Genomic DNA, 19,999 nt, shown 5'->3' with positions numbered 1-19,999 from the left:
TCCCATAACAGGTGCTTTTTCCGGGCACAATTTTTCATCTCCGTTCACTTCCTGCACATTGTTGGTCACTACCAGAATTTGGAGTTCATCGGTAACTTCTTGTTTTCCTAACGCCTGCGCCAGGAAAAGCAAACTATAAAAACCATTATTCTGACATTCTTTAAAGAACTGATAAGGGGATTCTCCCTGCTGGTTTGGGATGAGACTCCAAAAATGGGCGATCGCATTTGGGTTTAAATCTAATGAGTCAAGTTCTTTGAGCAAGGTATCATAGTCACTGCTCGCTTGTGGATGAATTGCGTAACAATCCTCACTTAGCTTGTTAAACTGCTCTCCAACCATTACGGTGATGACATCATGCCCCCATGATTGCATCTGTTTGGCAACTTGTGAACCAACTCCAATAGTATCAATAAAGACTAAGCAACATAACTTTTGTTCTGATTTTGATGTTAGGTGTGAAGAGCGTTTCCACGAGGGGACATAAAACCAGTCGGCAATATTTGGTTTTTTGTCTAATGTTTGTTGTAAGGACGTAGTTAAGGCAGCTTCAGGGGTTGCCGAAATCCAGTAACGTTGGCGCTCAAAAGGATACGTTGGTAGAGGGATGCGATGACGTTGCTCTGCAGCATAAAAACCAGACCAGTCTACTTTTACCCCTGCAAGCCAAAGGCGACCCAATGTGTTCAGTAAAAATGCAACATCTGACTGTTGCTCATAAGAATGCCGCAGGGAGGGCAAAATCAGTGATGCTGTCCTATCGTCACTTTCTATACACTGCAGTGCAAAACTACTCAATGCCTGACCGGGACCAACCTCCAGTAAAATAGGATTGTCTTTTTCCCATAACTGTTGCACTCCCGAAGCAAAGCGTACTGTTTGACACAGGTGCTTCACCCAATAACTGGGATCTGTTGCTTGGTCTGCTGTAATCCAAGTTCCCGTGACGTTGGATAAATACGGAATTTTCGGTGGTTTGAGGCTGAATGTTTTGACTAAATGGTGTAAGGTGGGAGCGATCGCCTCCATCATGACAGAATGAAAAGCATGAAAACTCTGCAAACGCTTCCCAACTATACCCTTTTGACTCAATTGTCGTTCCAATGCCTCGACGGCATCTGTGAAACCCGCAATCACACCCAACGATGAGCCATTGATTGCAGACAACGAAAGTCTCTCATTCAGGAGGGGCTGTATTTCTTCCTCGGAAAGCCCAATCGCCAGCATTACCCCTTCTGGCAGTTCTTGAATCATTTGCGCTCTTTTGGCTACCAAAATTAAAGCGTCTTCTAAAGATAAAACCTCTGCTAAACACGCGGCTACATATTCACCAATGCTATAGCCAATCATTGCTACCGGACGAATTCCCCACGATATCCATAACTGAGCTAAAGCGTATTCAATAACGAACAAAGCTGGTTGGGTAAAAACAGTTTGATTAAGTTTTTGAGTGGCTACATCTGCTGGTTCCGTTTCCCGACCTAACATTTTTCGCAAGTCGAAGCCAGCAGAGGAAGTATTTTGTTGTTGCTGGTTTACACCCTTAGTATTTCTCTTGGGATATAAAACATCTCGTAAATCAAGACCAAGGTGAGGTCTTAGTAGCAAACAGCATTGGTCAACACACGTGCGAAATGTTGGCTCAGTTTGGTAAAGCTCAAAAGCCATGTTGACGTAATGAGTTCCCAGTCCAGAAAACATGAAGGCAATGGGGCGTTCCTGACCTTTGTAAGTACTGGTGAGAAATCGCTTTGGCTCAACAAGTGCGTTAACAGCATCCTGAATATTCCGACAGACAACTGCACGTCGATGCTCAAAAACTCTTCGCCCAAAGAGCAATGTGTAAGCCGCATCGGCGAGGTCTAAATCGGGATGTTCTCGAAAATAATTAGCTAGGTTTGTTGTAGCCGTTTCTAATGCTGAACTGGTTTTGGCGGATAGCGTCAACAACTGCCAAGGGCGAGAGGGGCTAGAAGCTTCGACAACCGGGGCTTCTTCGAGAATTACATGGGCATTGGTTCCCCCAAGCCCAGTTCCGCAACCCAGCTAACCCCAAAATTCACAAACAAACCACGGCGGAGGAGATTTGGGCGGATACAGATGGGGAGGTGGATTTTATGATTGCAGGTGTTGGGACTGGGGGAACAATTACTGGAATCGCTGAAGTTATTAAGGAACGGAAGCCGAGTTTTAAAGCGATCGCAGTCGAACCAGAGAACAGCCCCGTCTTATCTGGTGGTGAACCGGGCGCTCATAAAATCCAGGGTATTGGTGCGGGATTTATCCCAGAAGTTCTCCGCAGAGACTTGATAGATGAAGTCATCAAAGTGAGTGATGAGCAAGCAATGGCTTTTGGGCGAAGATTGGCCAGGGAGGAAGGTTTGTTATCTGGTATTTCTTCGGGTGCAGCTTTGTATGCGGCAATACAGATTGCCAAGCGCCCGGAAAATACAGGTCGTTTAATCGTGATGATACAGCCTTCCTTTGGGGAACGTTACCTCAGTACCCCCATGTTCCTGGGCAATTTACCTAGTTAAACCAAGTATCTGGTGTTGGGTACGATAGGGAAGAAAGCATATTCGTACCATGCTGTCCAGATAAAACTGCGAATCCACCGGTGACGTTTCTCGGGATTCAAATCATAGTCAAATGCACCCCGTGCCTCGTCAATAGAAGATAAGTGGGACTCGCAACCGCATCCGTGTTGATAGGTAAAACCGTATTTGGAGGCGATACTTTGTATTTTCATCTGCACGGCAAAGACTTTTCCTGCATGCAGCACGGCATCCCATCCACGTTTGTGTTCGCGATCGCGAGGGTCAAATCTCAAAGCGCGTTCTTCAAAAACAGTATCTCTGAAAATAGGAGCTAGGTGAACTTGGTAGAAGCTTGCAGGCAAGTCGTAACCAAACTCTTGAAAAAGTTCTAATCCAATGCGAGCCACCTTGAGTTCATTCTCGCATTCCGTCCCTTTTGACTCAAATTCACGAACCAATTCTGCAAAATTCGGATATTTTTCAACCTTAAAATCTTCTCCGTAGAACTCAAGGGTTTCCCTTGCTAACTGTCCGAATAACTCAATAAATGCTGGTTTGAGGTGAGCGAGTTCGGGGCGTTCGTTGAACAAGTCAACATCGCCCTGCTCTAACTTGTACTGGAACAGCTGCGCCATCTCAACATAGCTCTGGGGGTTTGCCAATCCAAAGCTCGCTTCTCCCGAGGCGATGTCTTGCCACACCTTGGGTAATCGAGAAATATGAACCGCATTCTCTCCGGCGATCGCTGAAACTTGGGGTGTATCGAGAAGAATCATATTCTGCCCTCCAAAGCTATATACGCAGCTAGTTGACACTAGAGTTTACCCCGAGCGACTGTGTTACTGTATGATGGGTGATACCCATCAGTACCTTATCGATATTTGTCACGCGATAGCTTCGCTCCTGCCCGGAGGGCTCTCGGCCGTATGCCTACGAGCGTCCGCACGCACTCGCGTTCGCCCTTACAACAACCTGTACCTCACTTAGTTGCAATCTGCTGTAATTATTTTCTCAAATTTTTTTTGTTATTTATTTTTCTTTAAAGAAACAAAATTTTAGCTTTCTTGTCCTGTTTTTTTACAATAAAGTACCTGTCAGAGTACTGCTATTTTCTTATTAACTTAATCATGCTGAAAGAGCGATATCAGTTTGGAAAGAGAAAATGAGGCAGCCCGTATTTTAAATAAGAATTAGGTTAAAAGGCTTAACTGACCTTCAGCAAACCAACTGAAATTTAACATTTGTATACATCAAACATAAATCTTATCAATGTATAAATTCATCTTGTTTTAAACTCTGCTCAGTATAATGTTAATCTATAGAAATTCGGATTTCTCATGAGCAGTCATCCCAATTCAACCCGAAAAATCTTGCTTCTGTCAGCAAATCCCTTTAGAACCAGTCAGTTGCGTCTGGATGAGGAGATGCGAGAAATTAAGGAGGGGTTGAGACGGGCAAAGAAGCGCGAACTCTATGCAATAGATAGGGCAGAAGCAGTACGCTACAGAGATATACACGTCGTCGCCAGAACACCCCTGTTAGTGGTTATTGCTGTTACCATTGCTGATGTGTTGACATCTTTTATCATTGGCTAAATTTGAGAATTTGTTATGGCTGATGACCGAGACAAAGAATTTCGACCCGTCAATCAAATCCTGGGAAGTCAACCATCCTTAGGACCCATTCCTGCAGACCAAATATTTCCTTGGACGATCGTTGCCCTTCTCTCCTACATGATTGTTAACGGCTTTTTTGGAGGTGCATTCCGAGACGAATGGCAAAAATGGTTGTGGACAATCTTAATTGCTGGGTGGGGCATGGCGACTTGGTGGATATTAACAGGGGGTAGAAGTTGGCGATTTTTGAGCAAGTTTATAGGTGTTCCGACCTGGACAAGAGGCACCGCCCGTTATAAAAGTTTTCTAGAATCCCATTATGAAAGAAAAAATAGGAAAACAAAGCGTAGGCATCGCGGGTCGAGAAACTAGACTCACACCTTTTGAAGATGCTCTACATTTAGCCACAATGCTGCGTGTTGGGCTTGATGGTCGAGATGTTGGGGCTTATGTTTTGACAAAAGGCATTCAAAAAGATAGATTTTGCTTTGTTTTTGGATTTGAGTGCCAAGGCATTCATACCACCCTGACCAGCGATCAAATCGACACAATTTGTCATAATATCGAGGTGGGTTTAAAAGATCTCCCAGGAGAAGAAAGGCTGACCTTTCATATGGGGTCTTTTAGTTCAGATAAACAGCGACAACAAGAACTTGCCTCCCTCATCCAACGCGCCCCATCACCAGATATAAAATATTTGTTGATGGCAGAACGGGCTCGTATTAAAGAACTGACTCGTGCTGGTATCCGCAAACCGAAGTTTCTCCGGGTGTATGTGACGTACACTGTTGAACCAAGCGCTACAGCTACTAATGATTGGATAGAGAAACTTTTGGCAAGAGGCGAACAGTGGTGGTTGAAATTTAAAGGTGATTTCGTAGATGTCAGAAACGAGCAAACTGAAGCCACGATCGCCAATGCTTACAAAGAAGGATTTCGTCGCTGGGAACAGCTTCTCTCCAACCAAATGGGCTTGAGTGTCAAGCCTTTGACTGCTGTTGAACTTTGGCGGGAAATTTGGAGACGATTTAACGACACGCAGCCAATAGATATACCACAATTGCTTGTTCTAGATGAAGGTGGACTGCACGAACAAGTTTATTCAGACTTAGCTAGTACTAAATTGCTTGTAGACAATCTCCACAGTACAACATTATTAATGGAATCTAGTGTACCATGTGCCGATCGCCGGTGGGTTCATGTTAACAACAATTTTGTTGGCGTGATGTCATTTCTGGAAAAACCCGGTGGTTGGCAAAATAAATGTGCTCAATTGCGCTATTTATGGGAACTGCTAGCAAGAGAAACAGTTGTTGATACTGAAATTTTTTGCCAGTTGAGTGCAGCTAATCCCGCTTTCGTGAAAACGACTTTGCAAAGGGTGTTGAAGCAGTCGAACGTAACAGCGTTGTCGGCACAAGAAAAAAGCAAAACGATTGATGTCAACGCTCAATTAAAGCTGAGAAAATCGGTAGCAGCGCAAGAGCAATTGTATGAAGGTGCAGTGCCGATTTATACTTCAGTAGCTATTTTAGTGCATCGCCCAACTCTGGAGAAGTTGGATGAAGCGACAAAGTATATTGAAAGCTGTTTTCAACGTCCAGCACAGGTTGTCCGGGAAACAGAGTATGCTTGGAAAATTTGGCTGCAAACACTACCGATAGTCTGGGAGGGATTGTTAGCAAAACCTTTCAACCGTCGCCAGCTTTATTTAACAAGTGAAGTTCAGGGATTAATGCCTTTAACCCTGACTAAAGCAGGTGACAAAAAAGGCTTTGAGTTGATAGCCGAAGAAGGAGGAACGCCCGTTCATCTGGATTTGTTTAACCAGCACAAAAATTTGGCGCTGTTTGCAACAACTCGTGCGGGTAAATCGGTGTTGGTATCGGGTATTTTAACCCAAGCTTTAGCTCATAACATTTTTTCAGGATCAATACCAATGCGCAAACCTTGGAGCAAATTGATACCTTTTCCTTGGCACGAACGGTTAATGTTTTTGTGCGCTATTCGCTATAAAAAAATCCGATATGAATCGGATTTCTGTTTTTACATACGTTCAGGAACCTGAATTCCGAGTAGTTGAAAGGCGTTTTGAATTGTTTCGGCAACTTTGGCAGAGAGTTGTACGCGAAACACTTTTTTGTCTACTGCCTCTTCTCCCAAAATAGATACGGATTGATAGAACGAATTATATTCTTTGACCAACTCGTAAGCATAATTGGCCACCAACGCTGGACTATGATTACGGGCCGCATCTTGAATGACATTGGGGAATTGGAAAAGCTGCTTCAACAAAGCTTTTTCTTTGGGATGCAAGTCAACGAGAACAGGGTAATTATAGTTAAAATCGGCTTTTCGTAAAATCGACTGAATTCGCGCGTAGGTGTACTGAATAAACGGGCCCGTATTGCCGTTGAAATCAACCGATTCTTCTGGATTGAATAGAATTTGCTTTTTGGGATCCACTTTTAAAATATAATACTTCAAAGCCCCTAGTCCGATGATACGGTACAACTCTTGCTTTTCGGCTTCAGAATATCCGTCAAGTTTCCCCAATTCAGCAGCAATTTTACCCGCAGTTTGGGTCATATCGTGCATCAAATCATCGGCGTCAACTACAGTTCCTTCGCGGGACTTCATTTTACCAGATGGCAATTCCACCATTCCATACGACAAATGATACAAGTGTTCGGCCCAAGCGAAGCCTAGTTTTTTGAGGATTAAGAACAACACTTTGAAATGATAATCCTGTTCATTTCCAACGGTATAGACCATTCCTTTTACATCGGGATAATCCTTGACGCGTTGAATAGCTGTACCAATATCTTGTGTCATATAAACGGCAGTACCATCGGAGCGCAAAACAATCTTACGATCGAGGCCATCGGCGGTCAAATCAATCCAAACAGAGCCATCGGGATCGCGTTCGAAGATGCCTTTGTCCAAACCTAATTGCACTACTTCTTTCCCGAGTAAATAGGTATTGCTTTCGTAGTAATAACTGTCAAAATCAACGCCCAAATTGGTATATGTCGTATTAAAACCATCATACACCCACTGATTCATGGTATTCCAAAGTGCCACAACTTCGGGATCGCCGGCTTCCCATTGACGTAGCATTTCTTGGGCCTCACGTAAGATAGGTGCTATTTTTTTGGCCTCTTCTTCGGCAACACCTTGGGCTACTGCCTTTTCAATTTCAGATTTATAGGCTTTGTCGAAAGCAACATAGTAGTTGCCAACGAGTTTATCGCCTTTGATACCGGTTGTTTCGGGTGTCTCGCCGTTTCCAAATTTTTTCCAAGCCACCATGGACTTACAAATATGAATTCCGCGATCGTTGATGATTTGGGTTTTGTATACTTTTTTTCCCGCTGCCTTTAAAATTTCGGCCACGGCATAACCTAATAAATTATTGCGAATATGACCGAGGTGCAGGGGTTTATTGGTGTTGGGAGAAGAATATTCGACCATTACGGCCTCAGCATCGTTGGAGGTAGAAAATCCAAAAGTGGCGACTTCCCGTATTTCTTGAAAGGATTGGGTATAAAACGTATCGGCAATCGACAAATTCAAAAAACCAGAAACCACATTAAAAGCGGTTACCTCAGGCGTATGAGCTACCAAATACTCACCCAAGAGCGTACCGATTTGAACGGGATTTCCCTTGATGTGTTTTAAAAAAGGAAAAATAACAACGGTAATGTCTCCTTCAAACTCTTTGCGCGTTTCTTGAAATTCAATTTTTTCAAGTTGAACGTCAAAATGTAGCGCTAAGGCTTGTTGTATGGGAGCGGTTAAAAGCTGTTGAATCGTCATTGGTAATTTTTTTGATGGCAAATATACCACATAAAAAGAATAGTAATTGTAATCCAATGCTTACGAATATAAAGTTCGTATGAAAATAATTTTATATAATATTTTTCTTACATTTAATGCGGTGAGTCCAGAGAAAGTAGGCGGGTTTCCCAACAAGAGTGGACTGGCGAACCCGGAGGGTCATTAGTAAGGGTTTTTAATGCATCTACATTTTGTAACATATTTGTGTTGATTTATGCTGACTTACTTATTTATGTTCCATTTTTTTCTGTCGTCTTCTTTGTCCTCGACTTAGTCTTTGCTCAAAAGTATTTTCCTGAGGTTCTTCAGATTTAAAAATCTTTGACATAGAGCTTATATTAGGACACTCATAAAGCTGAGCAACAGAAATATTGCAATTCAAATTTTTATTTAAATTAGCAATAAGTTGAATACCTATGAGAGAATCTCCCCCAAGTTCAAAGAAATTATCGTGAATTCCTATCCTGTCAATTCCAAGGATTTGTTCCCAAATGTCAACTAGCTTTTGCTCAATTTTATTTCGAGGAGCAATATAATCATTGCTGAGTTGAGGTCGCGGATGTTTTGAGTTGGATTGATTTACAGTCTCTAAAAATTCTAGAACTTGTATTTCGTTGTAATTGTGCTGTTTTAGTGCATTCAAAAAGTCTGAGGTGGATACTACAACTTGAGGCATTCTACTTCCTAAAGTACGTAGAAAAGCATCTACACCCTCATGAGGTAATATACCTTGTTGAAGATTTTCTGCTCGCAATTCTTGAAGTTGTTGGGGTACCCCTGTGTTTACCGCCATCCCAACTTCTTGCCAAGCATCCCAGTTTATACTTGTAGTCAATCTGCCACATTTTGAAGCATTACAGTGAGCAAACGCATCAAGAAAAGCATTTGCTCCACAATAATCTACTTGCCCAAATCCCCCTAGAATTGAATTCTTAGATGATACTAGGATAAAGAAATCTAACTGAATATCTTTGATAATTGTATCAAGAACTACTGTCCCCTTTACTTTCGGAGCCAGAATACTTTCTGCTTCTTGTTGGGTTTTTCGCTGAATGACACCACCACTAGGAACGCCAGCAGCATGGATCGCACCATTAAGTTGACCGAATTGCTGTTGAGCCTGAGCAATGACATTTTGCATTTGTTCTATGTTGCTCACATCAGCGCTTACCACCAAAACGGATGCACCCAACTGCTCAAGTTCCCGAACTTTACGAATCTTGCGGCTAGTGCGATCGCTCTCATCATGAGCGGCGAGCCATTGTTCCCACTCGTCTTTTTTTGGGAAAGCGGAACGTCCCACCAACAGCAGCTTTGCTTGTACAGTTTGAGCCAAGTATTCTGCCAAAGTAAGTCCGATACCTCCGAGTCCACCTGTAATTAAATAGACTCCCTTTTCTCGTAGTCGAGGCTTTTCGATTTTGATTTTCTCAAAGCGCACAGGCTCAAAAGCTTGTACCCAACGATTCAAACCTCGATAAGCAATGAGTTTTTCAGAATCAAGAACTTTCAGTTCCGCCAGCAATTGTTCTACAAGTTGTTCTTCTTGCCAACTTCCGTTTTCTGGAAGTATAACATCAATACTACGACAATTTATATTTAAATATTCTTGGGAAATCACTTTAATTGGTCCGAGCAGAGTAGCTTTCTCCGGACAAAGTACTTCATTTGCCGTTACTGGTTGTAAGTTGTTAGAAATAACAGTGATTTCAAAATTATCAGTTGTTTCTTGTCTTCCTAATACTTGTGCAAGATATAGCAGGCTGTAAAATCCTGTTATTTGGGCTTTTTCAACTTCTTCAATTTCTAATTTTTGTTCACGACAATGTGTAACGCTCCACAAATGAATAATCGTTTTTGGTAACTTATTTTGTCTTTCAAGTTCGTTGATGAGGACATCGTAATCACGGTGATTTTGAGGATTTATAGTATATTGATAGTCGCTCAGTTTGGTAAATTGTTCACCAATTGTTACGGTAATAATATTCTGGTTTTGTTTTTCTAATTTGTTTACTAATTTGATACTCAAGCCACAATCATCAACAAACACCAAAATGCTAGATTTTTGAGTTGCTAATTCTTGATATTTGAGTTGTACTGGAGGTAAAGAATCAATGACCATTTCCGTTGCAATTTATTAGCTATTTCTTCTACTGTTTGAGGGCTGTATCCTGGTATGAGATTCACCGATTCCCGTATACCCGACCGTTTCAATGACTCTGTAACACTTTCATGAAATAATTCTTCGGATAACATGGGATCGATGACATCTAGCTCTACTCCTCCTAAAGCCAAATGACAAGCAGACCAACCCATCCAACAACCTACTTCTAAAGCTTTTTTACCTTGAAATTTTAAGGCTGTGTTGTAGAGAATATGAGCTTCATCTCGGCTGACGAATCCAACATGAGACAGTCGTCGGTCCACATAAAAGTTATGAGGAACATCCCGTCGCAGGTAAAGCCAAGAAGAATCATATTTATTCCCTAAAATCATATTAGGAAAACATGAATCTGGCTGAACGGTGGAAAATCCAGGCGACACGTAATCTCCCTTTGGGAATAAGTTAGATGCAATTTCTGTTACAGTTACTTTGTTCATGTAGCACTCTACTTTGATATTTGAACTTACCGAGCCAGGTAAATCTACTGAGATTCACATAAAATAAGTATTCCCACGTATAACCGGAAAATACCAAATCTCAAGCATTATTTAAGAGTGTTGAGTGCTGTTGGCGGTAGTGGGACAGCCTGTCTGCAGGACTTATGCCCCTACCGATGTACTTCATTAACCTGAAAAATGCTACCTATAAGTAGGTGGACAGAAATAAATAGAACTGGTTACGAAATGTGAATCGACCCGAAATCCTTACTAATGACGAATGACACTCGTACTAAGGACGACCCTCATGAGTTAACTTTATTGATGCCATCCTATTTTAACTTATTCTCTTGCACCGACAGGTTGACCAGAAGTTGGAATCTGAGATAAATCGATCGCGATCCCCAATCCTTCTGCCACACGACGACCGTAATTCACATCTGCACGGAAGAAATGGCACAGTTGGCGCATCTGAATATCACTTCGTGCTTGACTCAAACTGCCCACAATATTTTGGATGAGACGTTCCTGTTGGTCGGGACTCATCAGCCGATAAAGATCTCCGGCTTGGGTGTAATCGTCATTTCCCGCACGGTGGTCGTAGCGGTCGGCTTTGACATTGCCCAAGTCCAAAGCAGGCTCTGCATAAGCACAATTCTGCTTGGGCGTATCTTCATAGCTGTTAGGTTCGTAGTTGGGTGCATTGCCGCCATTATTGCCCAATGCCATCGCACCATCCCTCTGGTAGTGCATCACCGGGCACTTCGGTTGATTCACGGGTAATTGCTGATAGTTGGCACCAAGACGGTAACGGTGAGCATCGGAATAGGACATGATGCGGGCTTGCAATACCTTATCTGGAGAGAAACTGATGCCAGGAACAACGTTAGAAGGAGAAAACGCCGCCTGTTCTACTTCCGCAAAGTAGTTTTGTGGATTGCGGTTGAGTTCGAGAATCCCCACGTCAATCAAAGGATATTCTGAATGCTTCCAAACCTTTGTCAGGTCAAAAGGATTATCCCGATGGCGTACTGCCTGTTCCTCTGTCATCACCTGGATGCAGACTCGCCACTTCGGATAGTCTCCACGCTTAATAGCTTCAAACAAGTCACGGGTTGCATGGTCTGAGTCTTCTCCCTTGACCCGCATCGCCTCTTGTGCAGTAAAGTTTTCAATCCCCTGAATGGTTTTGAAGTGAAACTTACACCATACCCGTTCTCCTTGGGCATTAATCAGGCTGAAGGTATGGCTACCATAGCCGTTCATGTGGCGATAGGTTTTGGGAGTTCCGCGATCGGAAAACAGAATTGTGATCTGATGCAGCGCCTCTGGGCTAAGTGACCAATAATCCCACATGGCGTTGGCATCTTTGCAATTCGTTTGGGGATTGCGCTTTTGTGTATGGATGAAATCTGGAAACTTGAGTGGGTCGCGGATAAAGAAGACCGGCGTATTGTTGCCAGCCACATCCCAGTTGCCTTCTTCGGTATAGAATTTCACAGTAAATTCTTAGTAGTTAGTAGTTGGTGGTTAGTAGTTAGTAGTCTAACCCCTAACCACTAACCACTAACCCTTAACCACTAACCCTTAACACATCTTATGAGTAAACGATACATACAAACAAACCAATCCCGCTTGGAGGTAGTGCCAGAACGAGGTGGGATTGTTACGAGTTGGCGCTTACAAGGTCAAGAAATTCTCTACTTGGATGAGGAACGCTTTGCTAATCCTGAATTAAGTGTGCGGGGCGGTATTCCGATTTTATTTCCCATTTGCGGCAACCTCCCTGATAACGCTTATATCTATAACGGCAAGCGGTATATTTTGAAACAACACGGTTTCGCCCGTGACCTAGCTTGGGAAGTGATAGGAGACGAGAGTTCTCAAGAAAAAGCTAATCTGACCATAGCCCTAAGCAGCAACGAACAAACACGCGCTGTTTATCCTTTTGACTTCAAACTGGTCTTTACCTATGAACTCCAAGGCAATACTTTAGAAATTGGGCAGCGATATACAAATCTTTCCTCGGAAGCAATGCCTTTTTCTACCGGGTTCCATCCTTACTTTCTTACAACTGACAAAACTCAGTTAGAGTTTGAAATCCCTGCTACCGAGTATCAAGACCAAATCACCAAGGAAATTCACCCATTTCATGGTGGCTTTGACTACAACATTGATGTCATTGATGTTGCCTTTAAGCAGCCAAGCAAAAATTCAGCAGCTGTTATAGATAACAGCCGTAAGTTAAAATTGGAGATGGAATATAGCAACATATTTTCCACTTTAGTGTTCTGGACTGTTAAAGGGAAGAATTTCTACTGTCTGGAACCTTGGAGCGCTCCTCGCAATGCTCTAAACACGGGTGAAAGCCTGACGGTGCTGGAACCAAAAGCCAGCCATGACGCATTCGTGCGGCTCACAGTGAATTTTCTCTAGACCCCTTTACAAATCTATATTCGTCTATGCTATGATGGCATAGTCGAGAGAACGAGAGGGTCGCTAACTCAACGGTAGAGTACTCGGCTTTTAACCGATTAGTTCCGGGTTCGAATCCCGGGCGACCCATAAAAAAATAAGCCACAGTTGAAACGCGGTATGCCGCGTTTTGTAGTATGTACTTTTAAAGATTCTTAACGAAAAAGGACAAAAATGTTTAAGATTAACTATTTGTCTTAAAGTTTTTCAACATAAAGATACAACAGTAGTTATAATTTCCTATAAGCTTAAAATACTATTAAAAATAGCGTAACCACTACGCTTGTCTCACCCACTAGCTGACAACGACAATTAGGAGGACTATCTATGGCTCTCGTGCCAATGCGGCTGCTGTTGGATCACGCGGCTGAGAACGACTACGGCATTCCTGCTTTTAACGTAAACAATATGGAGCAGATCCAAGCTATTATGCAGGCTGCTCATGAGACAGATAGCCCCGTAATATTACAAGCTTCTCGTGGCGCTCGTAAGTATGCTGGTGAAAACTTCCTGCGTCACCTTATTTTGGCAGCGGTGGAAACCTATCCCCATATTCCCATTGCCATGCACCAAGATCATGGCAACAGCCCTGCAACCTGCTACTCTGCTGTTCGTCAAGGTTTTACCAGCGTCATGATGGACGGTTCGCTGGAAGCCGATGCTAAAACTCCTGCGAGCTTCGAGTACAACGTGAACGTCACTCGTGAAGTGGTTCAAGTTGCTCACTCTATTGGCGTTAGCGTTGAAGGTGAACTCGGCTGCTTGGGTTCTCTGGAAACTGGTATGGGCGATAAAGAAGACGGACACGGTGCTGAAGGTAAGCTATCCCACGACCAGTTGCTGACCGACCCAGACCAAGCAGTTGAGTTCGTCGAGCAAACCCAAGTAGACGCTTTGGCAGTTGCTATCGGTACCAGCCACGGTGCGTACAAGTTTACCCGCAAGCCAACTGGGGAAATTTTAGCAATCAGCCGCATTGAAGAAATTCACCGTCGTTTGCCCAACACCCAGCCGACCAGCGCATGGATCTCGCCAGCCTTCAGTTCAAAATCGACGCTTCGGAGCGCTAGCACCCCAGAAAAACTTTTCTTTATGTCCGTCATCCGCAGGACAGTTCGAGCCGCCTGATTCATTTTTCTTTTCCGCAAGATACCCATACCCCTAGCTTTACAGGGTAGGCGAGGTTGTTCGGGCATGACTACTTTACCTCTTTCTAGCTTCAAGCAACTCCTTCGGAGTACATATCTATGCCTACCTTGCTTCACGAGGCTTTGCGATGCCGTAGGCTATATCGGCAGGAGTATACACGACTTTGCGGTTCATGATAATTAATAATCTTCGAGCCGATAGCAGTACTTCCTATCGCGAACCACCTAGTATACAGGGCGCGAAAATAAGGCTGCGATTGCAAATTGCCATAAAGCTTATAGTATAAAGCTGTTACTTTCATCCAAATGCCTTCATACTTCTCCAAAGGAGACGCTACGCGAACAGCCTTTTTGTACTAGTATGCTTCATGCACGAAATCCTTAGCATTGCTTTTGTCGAAGAGTCTGTCCTTGAGAACGATCCTAGGAGGAATTTTCTCACCAGCAAAATACTTCTCCATCGTGGCGAAAACAAGTGGGCCAAAACGCGGGTTTGATTCGACACTCACCCCAAGCTCACCACGGATAATTGCCTCAAGGGCGGCTTTCTGACCGTCGATTGAAACAACCATGACATCCTTACCCGGTTTCATGCCTGCGGACTTGAGAGCCTGGATGGCACCCAATGCCATTTCATCGTTGTGAGCATACACTACGGTGATGTCGGAGCCCTTGGCTTGGATGATGTTTTCCATGACGCGCTGGGCCGCAGCCCGCGAAAAATCCGCTGTCTGCGTGGCGGCTATCTTCATGTTGGGATAACTAGCGATGGCGTCGCGAAACCCCTTAGCCCGGTCGATTGCAACCGACGAGCCCGCCGTTCCGGTAAGCTCCACGATTGACGCCTTGCCGTTGGTCGCCTGGGCAAGCCATTCACCAACGCGGCGACCTTGGGCGATGAAATCTGACCCGAGAAAGCTGACGAAGTGCTCCCCCGGTTTTCCCGCAGCTTCACGGTCAATAAGAAACACCGGTATTTTTGCCGCTCTCGCCGCTTCCAGAGCGGGAGTGAGACCCTCATACTCCCGTGGCGCGAGGAATATGACGTCAACTTGCCGTGCAATCAAATCCTCAATATCGGCGAACTGCTTCGACGTCTGCCCTTGGGCATCGGTCATCAGGAAATCGTAAGTGTCCTTACGCTTGGCGGCTTCCTTCTTAATGCTATTCGTTTCGGCGATGCGCCACGGACCGATGTTCTCCGTCTGCGAAAATCCGACAATCTTTTTCGTTTTCTCGCGCATACAGCCGGACTGCGAGAAAACCGCGCAGGTAACCGCAACCCAGGCGCTAAATACCAGAAATCTTGATACATAGACTCGGACACCTGAGCATCCAAAACAGGTTTGATTCTTCATCAGTTCTCCTAATCTTATAGTGTCCGATCTTACTTAGAGGTTATCTCGAAACAAAGACTATTTTTAACAGTCAAAATGGTTACAACCAATTGTGCAGGGAAAAACCTATAAGGGTTCCTTATCAGTTTTTGTACTGGGTTTCTGCAAAAACTAAGTTTCTAAGTAGGTGGGAATAAACAGAACTATATTACAAAATGTAAATATTTCAGAAAGCCTTACTAATGACGAATAACCAATGGCTAAGGACGACCATTCCCAGTTATATTTTTTCATACCGATCTACTTAGTTTCTTATCAAAGATCACTTGAATTGCATTGATTAATATAGGAATTTAATAATTTTTAAAAACACAAAAATCCTATTTATTCTGTTAATTTATATTATGATTTTAACAATCTTATAATAAATCAAAAAAATGCCAAAATGGCAATGAATATAATCAAAAATCCGATATATTAAAGATGGTAAACGACTTCAAGGGAGAAGCTCTGAGGACATTAAAACGCGATCGCAGTATTGGTACTTTTATAAACCTTGAAGATGCAGCATTAGAAGTTGGTAAGATTTGTAATGCCTACAAAAATGAGGATATTGACCTAACAATTCTTCTAACGCATATCGGTTTTGAAGAGGACAAAAAATTAGCAGAAATGCTAAAGCCAGAATGGGGTGTGGATATGATACTTGGAGGACACTCCCATACATTTTTAGAACAACCTGCAAAAGTCAACAATATTCTGATTGCACAGGCTGGAGTTGGCACAGACCAGATTGGGCGTTTCGATATTATAGTGGATGACGATACTAACAGCATTGTGGAATGGAAGTGGCAACTTCTGCCTGTGGATAACAAGTTAGCACAACCCGATCCCAATATCGACAAGCTGATTGCTACTTTCAAAGAAGAAGTTGACCGCAAGTATAATCGATTGGTTGGACGATTAGCACGGAAGTTAACCCATCCCAAGCGTGAAGAGGAAACAGAGTTGGGTAACTTAATTGCCGATATTTTTGCCGAACAAGATAAGTTAGATGTAGTTTTTGTAGCGAGTGGTGCAATACGCGGAACGGAATTAGGACCTCTAATGACATTGAGCGATCTCAAAAGGGTTTACCCTTACAACGATACTCTTTATAAATTTACAGTGAGCGGGGTAAATCTCACAAAGATATTTACACATATTATGAGACCTGCAGAGCAAAGATTGGGTGGAAGTGAGTATTTCCAAGTAAATAAAGGGGTTAGAGCAGTTTACAATAATACCCAAAAAAGGGTTGAATCTTTAAACATTAATGGACAATCCATACAAGAGGATAGTCTATACACTATATGTATTGATGGCTATCGTTACCAAAATTCCGAGCCAAATTTAGGTATAACACATGAAGAATTAGGTAACTCAAAGGTCATCTCAACATCCTGCCAGGATATCCTCGAAGAATTTTTTGGACATCATCAAAATATTAACAGCTATATTGAAGGAAGATTGATATATCAATCATAGCATTTGAATAAATATTCAGAATCCAGAATTAAGAATTCAGAAGGCTTTGATATCCAAGCTTAATAATTAACGGGAACATCAAGTAGTATGAGCACGCTTAATTTTCCAAGAATTTTGGATTCTGACTGCTGACTTCTTTGTGGTAAAAAATGAGTTCTGTTACCATTCCTTCAACAAGAGGAGCAACCAGCGTGACGATGCTTCAAAACGAACCTATGCCAATGCTTGTAGATACAGACGGAGGTGTTGATGATGCCTTGGCGCTGATTATGGCATTGAACTCACCGAAATTAGATTTGAAAGCAATTACCGTTGTAGCTGGTAATATCCATATAGACCAAGCAGCTAATAATGTATTGCGGGTTCTAAGTATTGTCCAACCCAATACCCTACCTATTGTTGCTAAAGGCTGTGAAAAACCACTAGTTAAACAGCCGTTTAATGCCGCAGGCATTCATGGCGCAGATGGGCTTGGTGAATTAAATCGATTTAAAGAAGCTGACGGCACACCCCGCTATCCCAAACTCACGATTGAACCATCTACAGAGAATGCTATTGATGTCATTCTCAAGACAGCCCAAGACTACGGCGACAGTCTGAATATTGTGGCTTTAGGACCACTAACGAATTTAGCTACAGCAATTCAAAAAGATGCTGCCACAATAAACAAAATAGGGCGAATTATCATCATGGGCGGAGCTGTTACCGTACCTGGAAATATTACGGCTGCGGCTGAATTCAATTTTTTTGTAGATCCTGATGCGGCTCAAATCGTAATGGAATCTGGAATTCCCCTCACTTTAGTGGGTTTGGATGTAGCGATGAAAGCCCCTTTACCCCGCCAAGTGGTTGAAGATAATTTACAGCGCCGTCCTTCAAAACTCACCCAGTTTATTGCCGATTGTACTGAAATTTATATGGCTTTCTATCGAGATAATGAAGGCTTTTACGGGTGTTCAGTCACTCCGAAACCAGCCCACAATATGCCTAGCACTGCTACAACCCAAATCTGGATTGTAGCCAATGGTATGGGTTGGTGCTCTGACGAAAACATTTCAAGCACAATAATATAAACGGCATCGTTGAAGGCAGAAGCCAACAACCAAAAGTCCCCGATAAGAGGTTCCCCACTTTGCCAAGACATTACCCCAATTCCGGTAAAAGCAAGTATCACTGCTAGTACTGCCCTAACGGATAAGCGCTTGCGAAACAGTAGCTCAAACAGGGTGACAAACACCATGTTAAGACCAAAGATAAATGAAGCCCGGTTTGCACTGACAGTTTCCAATCCAATCGTGGCAGTAGCAAAGATTGTAAAAAGTAATACTCCGAGAATGGCTCCGTCACGTACTAACTTGACACTCAGGTTACGAACAAATGGGGTGAGAACTATTGCCCCAATGAGGAAGCGAACTGCAAATTGCGTAGTTGGCGAAAGACTAGCGATCGCCTCCTTGATTGCTGCAGGAATAGTTCCCAAAATTAAAGCTGTAAAAACAATCAACACAACACCCAGAGTGTGTCCGTGAGTTGCTGGAACTAATTTTATCATAAACCTCTCATACTAATACAAACGCTCTCCTGAAGCAATCACTGACATACTCCTCAATCAATGACAAGCTCTACTAAGCCCAAGCGAAGCGGGTAGGAATGACGAATCGACCTATAGAAATCCCTTACTTCTTAGGCTATAAAGAGCACACTGCCATACCGCTATGGTATATTGCATCTAAGCACATTTGTTGTCGTTTCTTTTGGTCTTTCCATGCCTGACGAATTTCTTCTGATAGGCTGTGGAAGGGATCGAAATACATGAAGTATTGACCTGGCTTGACCGATGGTGCTGTGTACACACTCACGCCCGTCTCGCGGTTGTAGTATTCGTAGGAATGAATGCAACGCTTGCCGCCACCACAAGGGGCGTCTAAGACAAACGTTGGCGTGTTGAAGCCCGCAGTCACACCACGCACATCCTTTTCAATTTCGATAGCAGTTTGAACGCAAGTGCGAAGATCTTCGACACCTTTGACCATGTCGTGTTGGAAGACATAATAAGGCTGGACGTTAATATAACTCAGTCGTTTAACAAGAAGCTGCATTTTTTCAGATGTGTCATTGACACCACGCAGCAGTACCGACTGGTTACGTACATTTATACCACGCTCAAACAACTTATCCATAGCAAGTTTGGATATCATTGTGATTTCTTGAGCGTTATTGAAGTGCGTGTGGATAGCTACTTGTTTGTGTAGTTTACGTCCTAAAAGGACTATTTCCGTGATTGCATCTACCCACTTCTCATCGCTAAGAATTTTCATTGGCATGACGGCAAGCCCTTTGGTTGCAAAGCGAATGCGTTGAATATTGGGCATCTGAAGTAGCCGAAAACCGATTTTCTTAAGAGCTTCGGCAGATAAGTTATAGGTGTCACCACCGCTAATGACTATATCTTCTAGTTCTGGACGGGACTCAATGTATTGAAACGCATTTTCCCAATGTTTCGAATAGAGGGACAGATTCACTTTTTTAACAGTTTCAGTGTCCGCGCCAATAGCATACCTGCGCGTGCAGAAACGACAGTAAACCGGGCATGAATTTACTGTCAAAAAAAGTGCTTTGTCTATATAGCGGTGTGTCAGACCTGATACTGGAGAATCTTTCTGCTCATGGAGGGAGTCAAGTGTCAGCATCGGGTGGTCTTCCATCAGTTGGTTGCTCACAGGTATAAACTGTTTGCGAATTGGATCGTTCCACGGGTCATTCCAGTCAATCAAACTCAGCAAATAGGGAGTGACACGAACATTCATTGGGGCCAAATGAAATCCCAGCCCAATAGTTTCAATAAAATCGTCGCTAACGACACCTTTGATTGTCTCGACGAGCTTTATCAAATCGGAAATAGAATTTTTTATCTGCCA

12 protein-coding genes, 1 tRNA gene and 5 pseudogenes are annotated in these 19,999 nt (G+C 43.1%); 9 read left to right on the top strand and 9 right to left on the bottom strand.

Translation table 11 applies throughout. The features are described 5' to 3' along the window. The coding region (locus ACYRY3_RS01725) for an acyltransferase domain-containing protein (RefSeq protein WP_460200080.1) at positions 1-2,004 on the bottom strand (2,004 nt) is incomplete at its 3' end. A gap of 26 nt (positions 2,005-2,030) precedes the next feature. Here ACYRY3_RS01725 and ACYRY3_RS01720 point away from each other — a divergent pair. Next, positions 2,031-2,537 (top strand): annotated as a pseudogene (locus ACYRY3_RS01720) (pyridoxal-phosphate dependent enzyme); the annotation flags it as partial. Here the strand turns inward: ACYRY3_RS01720 and ACYRY3_RS01715 are convergent. Further along, on the bottom strand, positions 2,534-3,313 hold the full coding sequence (locus ACYRY3_RS01715) for a hypothetical protein (protein WP_460200079.1): 780 nt from the start codon (positions 3,311-3,313) through the stop codon (positions 2,534-2,536). The pseudogene ACYRY3_RS01720 and the gene ACYRY3_RS01715 sit on opposite strands and share 4 nt — an antisense overlap. Before the next feature lie 561 nt (positions 3,314-3,874). On the opposite strand from ACYRY3_RS01715, the gene ACYRY3_RS01710 reads away from it, so the two are divergent. The 3 genes and pseudogenes from ACYRY3_RS01710 to ACYRY3_RS01700 all read left to right on the top strand — a co-directional run. Beyond that, a complete protein-coding gene (locus ACYRY3_RS01710; protein WP_460200081.1) occupies positions 3,875-4,132 on the top strand; it encodes a hypothetical protein in 258 nt (85 codons plus the stop codon). A gap of 15 nt (positions 4,133-4,147) precedes the next feature. After that, entirely contained in the window at positions 4,148-4,525 is a 378-nt protein-coding gene (locus ACYRY3_RS01705; RefSeq protein ID WP_460200078.1) for a hypothetical protein, read from the top strand. Then, positions 4,473-6,104, top strand: a pseudogene (locus tag ACYRY3_RS01700) (hypothetical protein); the annotation flags it as partial. The gene ACYRY3_RS01705 and the pseudogene ACYRY3_RS01700, both read left to right, overlap by 53 nt. 95 nt (positions 6,105-6,199) lie before the next feature. Here the strand turns inward: ACYRY3_RS01700 and argS are convergent. The 4 genes and pseudogenes from argS to ACYRY3_RS01680 form a co-directional block, all read right to left on the bottom strand. Beyond that, on the bottom strand, positions 6,200-7,972 hold the full coding sequence (argS, locus tag ACYRY3_RS01695) for an arginine--tRNA ligase (protein WP_460200076.1): 1,773 nt from the start codon (positions 7,970-7,972) through the stop codon (positions 6,200-6,202). A 247-nt stretch (positions 7,973-8,219) separates the two neighbouring features. Then, positions 8,220-10,115: an SDR family NAD(P)-dependent oxidoreductase gene (locus tag ACYRY3_RS01690; protein ID WP_460200075.1), complete on the bottom strand. Its 1,896-nt coding sequence runs from the start codon at positions 10,113-10,115 to the stop codon at positions 8,220-8,222. Then, positions 10,067-10,594, bottom strand: coding sequence for a class I SAM-dependent methyltransferase (locus tag ACYRY3_RS01685; RefSeq protein WP_460200074.1), 528 nt, complete (start codon positions 10,592-10,594; stop codon positions 10,067-10,069). The genes ACYRY3_RS01690 and ACYRY3_RS01685 overlap by 49 nt, the downstream gene beginning before the upstream one ends. A gap of 342 nt (positions 10,595-10,936) precedes the next feature. Continuing rightward, positions 10,937-12,100 (bottom strand): annotated as a pseudogene (locus ACYRY3_RS01680) (catalase); the annotation flags it as partial. 93 nt (positions 12,101-12,193) lie between these two features. On the opposite strand from ACYRY3_RS01680, the gene ACYRY3_RS01675 reads away from it, so the two are divergent. The 3 genes and pseudogenes from ACYRY3_RS01675 to ACYRY3_RS01665 all read left to right on the top strand — a co-directional run. Then, positions 12,194-13,030: an aldose epimerase family protein gene (locus tag ACYRY3_RS01675; protein WP_460200073.1), complete on the top strand. Its 837-nt coding sequence runs from the start codon at positions 12,194-12,196 to the stop codon at positions 13,028-13,030. Positions 13,031-13,087: 57 nt separating this feature from the next. After that, a tRNA-Lys gene (locus ACYRY3_RS01670) sits at positions 13,088-13,159 on the top strand. Positions 13,160-13,396: 237 nt separating this feature from the next. Further along, positions 13,397-14,077, top strand: a pseudogene (locus ACYRY3_RS01665) (ketose-bisphosphate aldolase); the annotation flags it as partial. A gap of 496 nt (positions 14,078-14,573) precedes the next feature. Here the strand turns inward: ACYRY3_RS01665 and ACYRY3_RS01660 are convergent. Beyond that, complete coding sequence (locus ACYRY3_RS01660; RefSeq protein WP_460200072.1) at positions 14,574-15,575, bottom strand: ABC transporter substrate-binding protein; 1,002 nt, start codon at positions 15,573-15,575, stop codon at positions 14,574-14,576. Between the two features lie 462 nt (positions 15,576-16,037). On the opposite strand from ACYRY3_RS01660, the gene ACYRY3_RS01655 reads away from it, so the two are divergent. After that, a complete protein-coding gene (locus ACYRY3_RS01655) occupies positions 16,038-17,081 on the top strand; it encodes a bifunctional metallophosphatase/5'-nucleotidase (protein ID WP_460200071.1) in 1,044 nt (347 codons plus the stop codon). A gap of 149 nt (positions 17,082-17,230) precedes the next feature. Further along, the gene (locus ACYRY3_RS01650; protein WP_460200070.1) at positions 17,231-18,154 is read left to right on the top strand and encodes a nucleoside hydrolase; all 924 of its coding nucleotides are present in this window, start codon (positions 17,231-17,233) and stop codon (positions 18,152-18,154) included. Between the two features lie 77 nt (positions 18,155-18,231). Here the strand turns inward: ACYRY3_RS01650 and ACYRY3_RS01645 are convergent. Then, positions 18,232-18,633: pseudogene (locus tag ACYRY3_RS01645) on the bottom strand (EamA family transporter); the annotation flags it as partial. 136 nt (positions 18,634-18,769) lie between these two features. Beyond that, the coding region (locus tag ACYRY3_RS01640; protein WP_460200069.1) for a KamA family radical SAM protein at positions 18,770-19,999 on the bottom strand (1,230 nt) is incomplete at its 5' end.

It is taken from the genome of Scytonema sp. NUACC21 (assembly GCF_054684315.1).
The sequence above is the reverse complement of the archived record's forward strand: the minus strand, read 5'-3'. Positions and strand labels throughout refer to the sequence as shown.

What these genes read in the sequence shown, in the direction of transcription:
- ACYRY3_RS01650 (WP_460200070.1), top strand. Translation starts at nt 17,231, where the DNA reads ATGAGTTCTGTTACCATTCCTTCAACAAGAGGAGCAACCAGCGTGACG.
- ACYRY3_RS01715 (WP_460200079.1), bottom strand. Translation starts at nt 3,313, where the DNA reads ATGATTCTTCTCGATACACCCCAAGTTTCAGCGATCGCCGGAGAGAAT.
- ACYRY3_RS01655 (WP_460200071.1), top strand. Translation starts at nt 16,038, where the DNA reads ATGGTAAACGACTTCAAGGGAGAAGCTCTGAGGACATTAAAACGCGAT.
- ACYRY3_RS01710 (WP_460200081.1), top strand. Translation starts at nt 3,875, where the DNA reads ATGAGCAGTCATCCCAATTCAACCCGAAAAATCTTGCTTCTGTCAGCA.
- argS (WP_460200076.1), bottom strand. Translation starts at nt 7,972, where the DNA reads ATGACGATTCAACAGCTTTTAACCGCTCCCATACAACAAGCCTTAGCG.
- ACYRY3_RS01660 (WP_460200072.1), bottom strand. Translation starts at nt 15,575, where the DNA reads ATGAAGAATCAAACCTGTTTTGGATGCTCAGGTGTCCGAGTCTATGTA.
- ACYRY3_RS01685 (WP_460200074.1), bottom strand. Translation starts at nt 10,594, where the DNA reads ATGAACAAAGTAACTGTAACAGAAATTGCATCTAACTTATTCCCAAAG.
- ACYRY3_RS01675 (WP_460200073.1), top strand. Translation starts at nt 12,194, where the DNA reads ATGAGTAAACGATACATACAAACAAACCAATCCCGCTTGGAGGTAGTG.
- ACYRY3_RS01705 (WP_460200078.1), top strand. Translation starts at nt 4,148, where the DNA reads ATGGCTGATGACCGAGACAAAGAATTTCGACCCGTCAATCAAATCCTG.
- ACYRY3_RS01690 (WP_460200075.1), bottom strand. Translation starts at nt 10,115, where the DNA reads ATGGTCATTGATTCTTTACCTCCAGTACAACTCAAATATCAAGAATTA.